The sequence below is a fragment of the Novosphingobium sp. genome, from assembly GCF_032093395.1.
GTDB lineage: Bacteria > Pseudomonadota > Alphaproteobacteria > Sphingomonadales > Sphingomonadaceae > Novosphingobium.
Genome location: NZ_DAMDBA010000126.1, coordinates 1 through 8,795, shown reverse-complemented (window position 1 = coordinate 8,795; position 8,795 = coordinate 1). Strand labels below are relative to the sequence as shown.

At 62.7% G+C, this 8,795-nt stretch carries 10 protein-coding genes and 1 pseudogene; 8 read left to right on the top strand and 3 right to left on the bottom strand.

Annotation, left to right across the window (positions count from 1 at the left end):
• Nucleotides 1-1,377: MBL fold metallo-hydrolase (locus tag RT424_RS23280; protein WP_313443086.1), on the bottom strand; the 1,377-nt coding region annotated here is incomplete at its 3' end.
• A 252-nt stretch (nucleotides 1,378-1,629) separates the two neighbouring features.
• On the opposite strand from RT424_RS23280, the gene RT424_RS23275 reads away from it, so the two are divergent.
• From RT424_RS23275 to RT424_RS23255, 5 genes and pseudogenes are all read left to right on the top strand, one after another.
• The gene (locus RT424_RS23275; protein WP_313443084.1) at nucleotides 1,630-1,773 is read left to right on the top strand and encodes a hypothetical protein; all 144 of its coding nucleotides are present in this window, start codon (nucleotides 1,630-1,632) and stop codon (nucleotides 1,771-1,773) included.
• Nucleotides 1,774-1,802: 29 nt separating this feature from the next.
• Nucleotides 1,803-2,264 carry an IS66-like element accessory protein TnpA gene (tnpA, locus tag RT424_RS23270; RefSeq protein ID WP_122129165.1) on the top strand — a complete coding sequence of 154 codons (462 nt, stop codon included), beginning with the start codon at nucleotides 1,803-1,805 and terminating at the stop codon, nucleotides 2,262-2,264.
• Entirely contained in the window at nucleotides 2,261-2,614 is a 354-nt protein-coding gene (gene tnpB / locus RT424_RS23265) for an IS66 family insertion sequence element accessory protein TnpB (RefSeq protein WP_037523654.1), read from the top strand. Before tnpA ends, tnpB begins: the two co-directional genes overlap by 4 nt.
• A gap of 154 nt (nucleotides 2,615-2,768) precedes the next feature.
• The gene (gene tnpC, locus RT424_RS23260; protein ID WP_099232373.1) at nucleotides 2,769-4,295 is read left to right on the top strand and encodes an IS66 family transposase; all 1,527 of its coding nucleotides are present in this window, start codon (nucleotides 2,769-2,771) and stop codon (nucleotides 4,293-4,295) included.
• 253 nt (nucleotides 4,296-4,548) lie between these two features.
• Nucleotides 4,549-5,712: pseudogene (locus RT424_RS23255) on the top strand (tyrosine-type recombinase/integrase).
• A gap of 47 nt (nucleotides 5,713-5,759) precedes the next feature.
• Here RT424_RS23255 and RT424_RS23250 read toward each other — a convergent pair.
• Entirely contained in the window at nucleotides 5,760-6,011 is a 252-nt protein-coding gene (locus tag RT424_RS23250) for a hypothetical protein (protein ID WP_021234355.1), read from the bottom strand.
• Between the two features lie 103 nt (nucleotides 6,012-6,114).
• The gene (locus RT424_RS23245; RefSeq protein ID WP_021234354.1) at nucleotides 6,115-6,285 is read right to left on the bottom strand and encodes a DUF6771 family protein; all 171 of its coding nucleotides are present in this window, start codon (nucleotides 6,283-6,285) and stop codon (nucleotides 6,115-6,117) included.
• Nucleotides 6,286-6,992: 707 nt separating this feature from the next.
• Here RT424_RS23245 and RT424_RS23240 point away from each other — a divergent pair.
• The 3 genes from RT424_RS23240 to RT424_RS23230 all read left to right on the top strand — a co-directional run bounded on the left by RT424_RS23240 (nucleotide 6,993) and on the right by RT424_RS23230 (nucleotide 8,729).
• A complete protein-coding gene (locus tag RT424_RS23240) occupies nucleotides 6,993-8,018 on the top strand; it encodes a MucR family transcriptional regulator (protein WP_021234353.1) in 1,026 nt (341 codons plus the stop codon).
• Between the two features lie 107 nt (nucleotides 8,019-8,125).
• Complete coding sequence (locus tag RT424_RS23235) at nucleotides 8,126-8,401, top strand: HU family DNA-binding protein (RefSeq protein ID WP_021234352.1); 276 nt, start codon at nucleotides 8,126-8,128, stop codon at nucleotides 8,399-8,401.
• A gap of 97 nt (nucleotides 8,402-8,498) precedes the next feature.
• On the top strand, nucleotides 8,499-8,729 hold the full coding sequence (locus tag RT424_RS23230; RefSeq protein WP_081674008.1) for a hypothetical protein: 231 nt from the start codon (nucleotides 8,499-8,501) through the stop codon (nucleotides 8,727-8,729).
• Nucleotides 8,730-8,795: the final 66 nt, after the last annotated feature.

Below are 8,795 nucleotides of genomic sequence, written 5' to 3'. Positions count from 1 at the left end.
CGCCAGGACCTGGGCGCCGGTCGGCTCGCCATGCGTGACATAGACATGGCGCGGGGGCTCTTGCAGCGACCCGAGCCAGCGCATGAGCTCGTCGCTGTCGGCATGCGCCGAAAGCATCGTCAGGTTGGCGACATCGGCTTCGACCGGGATATACTCGCCGTGGATCTTGATCGTCCGGGCGCCCCCGATCATGGCGGCGCCGCGGGTGCCCGCCGCCTGGAAGCCTGAGAAGAGGATGAGGTTCTTCCCATCCGGCGCGAAGCGCTTGAGATGGTGGAGCACGCGGCCGCCCGTTGCCATTCCACTGGCCGAGATGATGACCTTGGGAGCGGGGTTGGCGGTGAGTTCCTTGGATTCCTCCACTTCGCGCACATAGTGCGCGACGCTGCACGCCGCTTCGCACTCGGCGCGGGCCAGGCGATGCTCGTCCATGAAATCGCACATCAGCCCGCTCGCGTTGATCGCCATCGGGCTGTCGAGGAAGATCGGGATGTCGCGGAGGCGTCCCTGCGCGCGCAGACGCGAGAAATGATAGAGAAGCGACTGAACCCGTCCCACGGCGAAGGCCGGAATCACCACCGTCCCGCCTCTCTCGACGCATCGTTCGACATGATCTCCAAGCGTCTTTGTCGGATCGACCTGCTCGTGGCGCCGATCGCCATAGGTCGATTCCACTAGGACATAGTCGGCGCGCGCGGGCGGCTCGGGATCCTTCATCACCGCATCGCCGTAACGGCCGATGTCGCCTGAGAAGAGGATTGTCCGCCCCTTCCAGTCGATCTCGATCGACGCCGCGCCGAGGATGTGGCCGGCGCGATGGTAGCGCACCCTGATGCCGTCCGTGACTGCATGCCACGCTCCGAACTCGATCGGGCGGAAGAGCTGCAATGCCAGACGCGCGTCGGCCTGGGTGTAGAGGGGCAGCGCCGGCTGGTGCCTGGAGAAGCCGTGCTGGTTGGCGAACTCCGCATCCTTTTCCTGCAGATGGCCGCTGTCGGGAAGAAGGAGCTCGCACAGGGCCGCGGTCGCCCGCGTGGCAAGGACGGTCCCGTCCCAGCCCAGGCGCGCCATGCGCGGTAGTGCGCCCGAGTGATCGAGATGGGCGTGGGTCAGCAGCACCTGGCCGACATCCGCGACTTCGGGTGGGATCGATGCCCAATTAAGGCGGCGCAGATCCCTGGGTCCCTGAAACAGGCCGGAATCGACCACGATCTGAGTTTCACCATCGTCCACCAGATAACGCGACCCTGTGACCGTTCCCGATGCGCCGAGAAAGGCAACGCCGAGACCATCGGCCGGGCGCTTGGCCAGATCGATCCTTGCTTCACGCTCGAAGATGGTCACGCGGGAATGGTGCCGTTTCTTTCTCTTTTGCATGGACGCGGGCCTGCCTCTCACGATTATGTTCGTGAGCGCAGCATTGGTTCGCGGACGCCGCACGCCTATACGCAAAATCCGCAGCACGACTGCTGCTCCCCGACAGCTGCGTCGCCCGAACGCCGATGGCCGATCCCATCGATCGCCTTACCCATGCCTGCGCGATGCCCGGGGGACTTCGGTCTCTACTTATACCTTGCTCCTTGGACTCGAGCCTATGCTGCCCGGACGTTGACCAGAAGAGGACGGCATATGGGCGAACATGACCATCGCATGCGCAAGCGCGGCAAGATCGTTCTGATCGGCTTCCTGCTCGTCGCTAGCTTCTTCCTCCTCACCGAGTATACCGTAAGCGGTCAAAATCCCCCACATTCTCATGATTTCGCGATTTGGTAGGTGTTGAGCCTTGCATTTGCGAGGTGGTGATGAGTGGTGATTTCGAAACCAGTTTCGAAACTGAAAGGGGTGGGAGGGCAGGCAAGGTCGAGCGTCTTGACGTCATTCCCTTGTCGAATGGCAACCGTGGATGGACGCCTGCGGCGAAGGCGCGGATCATCGAGGAGAGTTTCAAGCAGGGCGCGAATGTGGCCGAGGTAGCCCGGCGTCACGGCATGCTCCCGCAACAGCTTTATAACTGGCGAGGGCGTTTCCGGGAACGGGCCGAGGGGATGGGCTTTGTTCCCGCGGTGATTGAAAGCCCGCCGGCACCTCCCGTACCGTCGCCATCTTCTGGGCCACCGGCGCCTGCAGTGTCATCGTTGCCCGCGAGTTCGAGGAGTGGCGGTGAGATTATTATCGAGACCCGCGGGCTGTCGATCCGCATCCCGTCCGACGTGGATGCCGACCATATCGAGCGGGTGCTCCTGGCCGCGCAGGTGAACACATGATCATTCCGCCCGGACCGTTGAAGGTGCTTGTCGCGACGCAGCCTGTGGACTTCAGGAAGGGTATGGCGGGCCTCGCCTCACTGGTGCAGCAGGAACTGCGGCTCGACCCATTCTCAGGCATGCTTTTTGTCTTCCGGGCACGCCGGGCGGACAGAATAAAACTCCTCCTGTGGGACGGCACCGGGCTCGTACTGGTGACGAAGCGGTTGCAGGATGGGAAGTTCCGCTGGCCCCGCCCGGGAGACGGAGTGATGAAGCTGTCGGCGGCCCAGGCTTCCGCGCTGTTCGAGGGGCTGGACTGGTCGCGCATGCACGTGCCGCGGGTGCCAAAGCCACTTCATGCGCAGTAGATCGCACGCCTGATTCTACCTGACGCAAGGCTGTTCCCAGACGTGGGGAACTGGCTAGAATGCGGGCGTGGTGGCGCATCCCGAACCCCCTGTCGAGACCGGCCCGGAGGCTGGATATGACGAGCTTCCCGACAATGTGGAGCAGCTCAAGGCGATGGTGCTGGCCGAGCGCGCTCGCGCGGCACGGCTCGAACATATCCTCAAGCTGATCAACCGCTCGACCTTCGGCAAGCGTTCGGAAAAGCTGCCGGTCGATCAACTGGCCTTGACGCTGGAAGACCAGAACGTCGCGCTTGGTGAAGCCGATGGCTTGCAGGACAAGGCGGCCGAGGAGGCCGGACGTTACGGCCTCAGGCCGCGTCGCCGGCGGGCTCCAGATGCCGAGCGCGCATCGCTGCCGGCCCATCTGCCGCGCTTCGAGACGGTGATCGAGCCCAAAAACCTGGAATGCGCCTGTGGCGGGACGCTGCACAAGATCGGCGAGGACCGTTCCGAACGGCTCGACATCATCCCGGCCCAGCATCGCGTGATGGTGACGATCCGCCCCCGCTATGCCTGCCGCTGCTGCAGCGACGGCGTTCGCCAAGCGTCGGCCCCGGCGCATGTAGTGCCGGGCGGCTTGCCGACCGAAGCGCTGATCGCCGATGTTCTGATCAACAAATATTGCGATCACCTGCCGCTCTATCGGCAATCGAAGATCTTCGCCCGGCAAGGCATCGAGATCAGCCGCGCCACTATGGCGAACTGGGTTGGTCGTGGCATCGCTGCGCTGATGCCCATCACCGACAGGATGCGCGCCGATGCGCTTGCCCGTGCCCGTCTGTTCGTCGACGAAACCACGGTCAAGGTGCTGGCGCCGGGAACGGGCAAGACGAAAACCGGCTATATGTGGGTCATAGTGTGCGACGATCGCGCTCATGGCGGCGTCGATCCGCCTCTGGCGCTATACACATATATGCCAGGACGCGGAAAGATGTGGGCCAAGCAGTTGCTTGGGTCATACCAAGGCATCCTGCAGGTCGATGCCTGGCAGGCCTATGACCAGTTCGGCAAGGACGATGGCGCCGACACCGGCGTCACCAAGTCCTACTGCTGGGCTCATCTGCGGCGCGGGTTCGTCGATGCAGGCAGCGATGCTCCGGTCGCGCAGGACGCCTTGCAGCGCATTGCCGAAATCTATGGCATCGAAAAGGAAATCCGTGGGCGCACGGCCGAAGAACGCCTCGCTGTCAGGCAGGAGCGGACCCGTCCGCTGGTCGACAAGCTCCATGCCTGGTTCGCCGCCACCGCACCGCGCATGATGGCCGGATCGGCAACGAGCGATGCGATGAAATATGCGCTCAAGCGCTGGGCGGGCTTCACCCGGTTCCTCGACGACGGCAGGATCGAGATCGATAATAACACCGCCGAACGGGCTATCAGGCCGGTGACTCTCCAAAGAAAAAATGCACTCTTCACCGGCCACCAGCTCGGTGCAGAAAACTGGGCGGCGATCTCCTCGCTGGTCGAAACCTGCAAGATGCTGGACATCAACCCCTACGCCTATCTCTGCGATGTCCTTACCCGGATCATCACCCGCGCGGATACCGATCCGATCGACGATCTGTTGCCCTATTGCTGGACCGATGCCAACGCCGCGCAAACCTCGTTCGAACTGAGCAGCATCGCAAGCGCCGCCTGATCGTCCAAATTACAGCCCCGTTCTCAAGGCCACGTGGGGGATTTTTACCGATTACGAAGCATCCTATCATTGATAGGATGGCTGCAGTCCAACGGATTGCTGAAAAACCGGCGGTTTTGCGCGGATCGTGAAAGAGATGAAAAGCAAACAAGTGGACCAGCGAACGACAGATCCGTTCTTCGACACCGAAATCCATCCGCTCACGGGAGAGCCCAGCCTATCGGGTGCATCGCTCCGCGATGAAGCAGAGGGCATGCGGGGCACCTTGGTGCCGCTGATCACCTCGCTGCGCACTGCGGAACGCTTGGTTATCGATGCCGCCTTGCTCGAGGCCTTCCAGGCGGCGGCGTCGAAACATACACTCGCCGCGCTGCGTTCGGATCTCTCCGCTTTCGACCTGTGGTGCCGCGAGCACCGCCGCATCACCGCGCCGGCCGGGTTCGTGGACGTTGGGACTATCTCAAGGACCGGGCAGGGCAGGGGGCACGTCCCGCATCGCTGGCACGCTACAAGGCCTCGATCGCGCGGCTCCATCAGTTGCTGGGCCTTATCGATCCCACGACGGCCCCGCTAGTCAAGCTGACGCTGGCGGCGATCCGCAAGGAAAAGGGAGTGGCCCAGCGCCAGGCGGCGCCGCTGCGCTTCAAGGGTGCTGTCTCGGACATCGAACGCGACCCTGCGCGGGGCCTCAATCTGCGCGCACTGCTGGAAAGCTGTGCCGAGGATCTCGTCGGCCTGCGCGATCGCGCGCTCCTCAGTCTGGCGTACGATACAGGGCTCCGGGCCAGCGAGCTGGTGGCCGTAGAGGTTAGCCACATCCTCCCGGCGACCGATCCCGATGCGCGGCTGCTTGCGATCCCGCGCAGCAAGAGCGACACCGACGGGGAGGGGGCTACCGCTTTCCTGTCGCCGCGCACCCGTGCGTGCGGCGAAAGCTTGGATGGACGCGGCCAGGATCACCGAGGGCGCGGTGTTCCGGCGGGTCTTCGTGCGCCGCTACAAGGAGAGGGCCCGCGTACCAAGCCGAGACCTGAGGACGCTTTCCGGGCGCGAAGCGTATGATTGGCGCAAGGCCTTGCCCAAGCCTGCCGTGCCGGCGCGTACCGAATACAGCATCGGCGATGCCGCGCTTCATCCCGGCTCGATTGGGCCGATATGGCGCGCGATCATCCGGCGGGCGTTCGAGAAGGGGGCCTTGCCTGATCTGACAGGGGATGATCTCGAGCACTGGCTGAAGCGCATCAGCGGACATTCCACGCGTGTCGGGCTCAATCAGGATCTTTTCGCCAGCGGCGAGGATCTCGCGGGCATCATGGATGCGCTGCGCTGGAAAAGCCCGCGCATGCCGCTTGCTTACAATCGCAACCTCGCGGCAGAAAACGGCGCGGCCGGACGGCTCATGAAGAAGCTGGGCTGAGCGCTCAGCGAGCCCGCGAGGCACCCCGGCGGGTGCCCCGCCTTGCGTCAGGCCTGGGTACGCGTGGGTTCAACGAAACCGCTGGGGCTTACGCCCGGCAGCTTTTCAGCCTTCTGACCGTCGGCATGTTTCTTGGCGGCGTATGCGCCGGCTGCTGCCGCGATGAGCGTGAGCGGGCTCAGCCGACGTAGCAGGATGGGCACTGCGGCACCCAGAAGGGCTCCGCCCGTTCCATTGAGGCCTCGTACGTGCTTCGAAGCCTGGTTGCCGGCGACCGCTCCAATAATTTTGCCAATCACGCGATTGTCTCCTTCGGCTCCATCAAAGACGTACCGGAAGAATGGTTCGGCCGGCAGCCTGGCGCGCCATGCAATCAGAAGGAGAGGGCACCTGACGGGCCAATCAGGCTGGAGGTTGGTTCTGCGTGTCCTGGAGCGCGGCTGAAATCATGGCTGCCAGCGTTTCTTCGGCGCGCGCGCGGATTACCGCGTCCTTGGCCTCGAGGTCATGACGGACCCACTGCGGCGCGCGTTCGATGACCTGAAGGATGGTGGTAGTGAGCGGGGAGTTCATGAGGCGAGCTATGATCACAAGGCGGGGCCGTGTCCACGGCATACGCGACGAAGCGCGCTCGCTTGTCACCCGGGGGGGAGTGATTGACCCTTGCGAACGCTTATGGGCGGGCCAGAGTTACCGCGCAGCGTCACGAGGTAGACGGCGTTTCCCAATTGGAGGGCCCGCACAGACCATCTTCATCCGTGAGCTCTCGCATGCGCTTCGCTGACGATAGATGGCGGGCCGCTGCCGAAATCAGGCTGGACTGTGGATAACCTGGCGGACAACCGGCGCAGAACGTGTTGACGGGCAGGGGATCGCTCGATGATCATCGGCGGGTGGGCATCAAGGTCATCCTCAGGTGAAGACTGTGCGCCAAAAAGAAAAGCCGACCCGAAGGTCGGCTTGAAAAGTTTTGGGAGAGGATGCCTGAAAGGCAGGGCGGCATATGATGATGCGCCAAGGAGTTTGCAATTGCGCGTATTGCACATGCTCATCCCCGGATTGCATGCGTTACTAGCATGGGTGTTTATGGCCACTCTTGCGGCGGAAGCATGACGTTTGGGGGAGTTCGCCCCGCGATCCGATCTTATCTGATTGACTGGCAGGGAACCGATGCGTTCCCCTGTCTGGCACTTTATCCGTTGCGCAAAGTTTCATTCATCGTGACAAGCAGCGCGTCGCAATCTCCACGTCGATTCAACACAGCAGGAACACTATCCCTTATGGCTGAAACCGAAAACGCCGCCGATCTTACGGCCCTGACTGTAGAATTGCTCAGCGCTTATCTCGCCAACAACACGGTCGGCTCCGACGATCTTCCGCGGCTGATCCGTGAAACCCGCCTCGCGCTGTCCGAAGATACGGTATCCGACCCGGTGGCCGAAGAAGAGCAGACATTCACACCAGCGGTTTCGGTCCGCAAGAGCCAAGCGTCGAGCGCGCATCTTCTCAGTCTCATCGACGGCAAGCCGTACAAGACGCTCAAACGCCACCTGGCTGCGAATGGATTGACCCCGGAAACCTACCGCGAGCGGTACAAACTGCCCGCAAATTATCCCATGGTAGCCCCGGATTTTGCAGCCAAGCGCCGCGCAATCGCCGAGCAGATAGGTCTTGGTAATCGCTCAAAACCTGCCATCGCCGAAGGCGGTGAAAGGTCGGTAGACACGCCTGTCTCTACAGCGAGCACTGAGCCCGCTGCCGACAGCAAGCCTTTGGCTGTGGAGACCCCTGCGGTGAAATTGCCGACCGCCAAGGGCGTGGCCCCGAAATCTGTGAAACCTGCGGGCAAGGCGAAGAAGAAGAAGAAGACGGCTACCAAACCATTAGAAGCTAAAGATGCCCGGCCACTTGCTGCGGTGCCCGAGGACGATAAGCGTGCTTCCGCCGAGCCACTCGCGGCCGAGGCGAAAGCCAAGCCCAGGGGCAGCCCGACTTCCGGGTCGGTCGGCGCGGGAAACCGCAGAAAGAAGCTTGCGGTGAAGGAGGACGCAACAGCTGACGTCGTGCCTGCTCCAATCGCCGAGGCGACGCCGGCTGCCGCGCCGGCACCGGCTTCTACCTCAGTACGCAAGCCCCGCGGGAAACTAGGGCTGTTCGGTAAAGGACAGGCGACGCCGGGCGCCGGTGATCCTGCAGCCGAGGGACAAGAACCCTCTGAACCTGTGCAGCCCGCCAATCCGGGCAAAGCGCCGAGGGCCAAGCGGATGGCACGCACGCCGAAGGCGAGCGAGAAAGACGCTGGCTAAGCTTACGGCCTGCAAACTCAACAATTGTCGGGCGAACGCGCTCGGACGTGACGGATTTGGCGGGCGGCGGTAAGGCCCGCCGTTTATTGAAAGAAAAAGGAACAGCTATGAACAACAATGATCTGGCCGAGGCGATCGCTACCGATGCCGGGCTCACCAAGGCAAATGCGCGCAAGGTCGTCGACGCCGTCTTCGATGCGATCGCCGATGCCGCTGCCAAGGGCGAGGAGATTTCGCTCAACGGCTTCGGCAAGTTCAAGGTCAAGGACACGCCAGAGCGCGAAGGCCGCAATCCGGCCACCGGCGAAGCGATGACGATCAAGGCCGCCCGCAAGCTGAGCTTCACCCCTGCCAAGGGCATCAAAGACAAGCTTAACGACTAAACATCGGAGAGGCGGCGCCCCCAGCGAGGCGTCGCCTTTTGCCCTATCTACCTGACGCTGCGCTTGTCTTGCAGTAGGTGGCGGTTAAGTGGATGCAATGACTGCATCGGACCTCGAACAGATTTTGATTGCCCGGCTCATTCGGGAAAACGGTGGCACATCGCAAATATGGCGTCGAGCTCTCGGCAAGATCATCGTTCGCGACCCCAAAACCCATCCTCATTGCAATTGGGATTTCAGGCCCAGCGGGACAGATAGGCAGCGTTCCGCCATCGAGCGACTCCTCGACGACGTGCGACTTGAACACTCAATCGTTTTCGCCAGCTGAGCCTTGAGCGCGCAGGAATGGCCGGCATTGGGGCTTGTACGAACCCGCTGCGCGGGAGGGGTGCTT

Coding starts and splice junctions, on each gene's coding strand:
- RT424_RS23275 (WP_313443084.1), top strand. CDS start 1,630: ATGGGCGAACATGACCATCGCATGCGCAAGCGCGGCAAGATCGTTCTG.
- tnpA (WP_122129165.1), top strand. CDS start 1,803: ATGAGTGGTGATTTCGAAACCAGTTTCGAAACTGAAAGGGGTGGGAGG.
- tnpB (WP_037523654.1), top strand. CDS start 2,261: ATGATCATTCCGCCCGGACCGTTGAAGGTGCTTGTCGCGACGCAGCCT.
- tnpC (WP_099232373.1), top strand. CDS start 2,769: ATGGTGCTGGCCGAGCGCGCTCGCGCGGCACGGCTCGAACATATCCTC.
- RT424_RS23245 (WP_021234354.1), bottom strand. CDS start 6,285: ATGAACTCCCCGCTCACTACCACCATCCTTCAGGTCATCGAACGCGCG.
- RT424_RS23240 (WP_021234353.1), top strand. CDS start 6,993: ATGGCTGAAACCGAAAACGCCGCCGATCTTACGGCCCTGACTGTAGAA.
- RT424_RS23235 (WP_021234352.1), top strand. CDS start 8,126: ATGAACAACAATGATCTGGCCGAGGCGATCGCTACCGATGCCGGGCTC.
- RT424_RS23230 (WP_081674008.1), top strand. CDS start 8,499: ATGACTGCATCGGACCTCGAACAGATTTTGATTGCCCGGCTCATTCGG.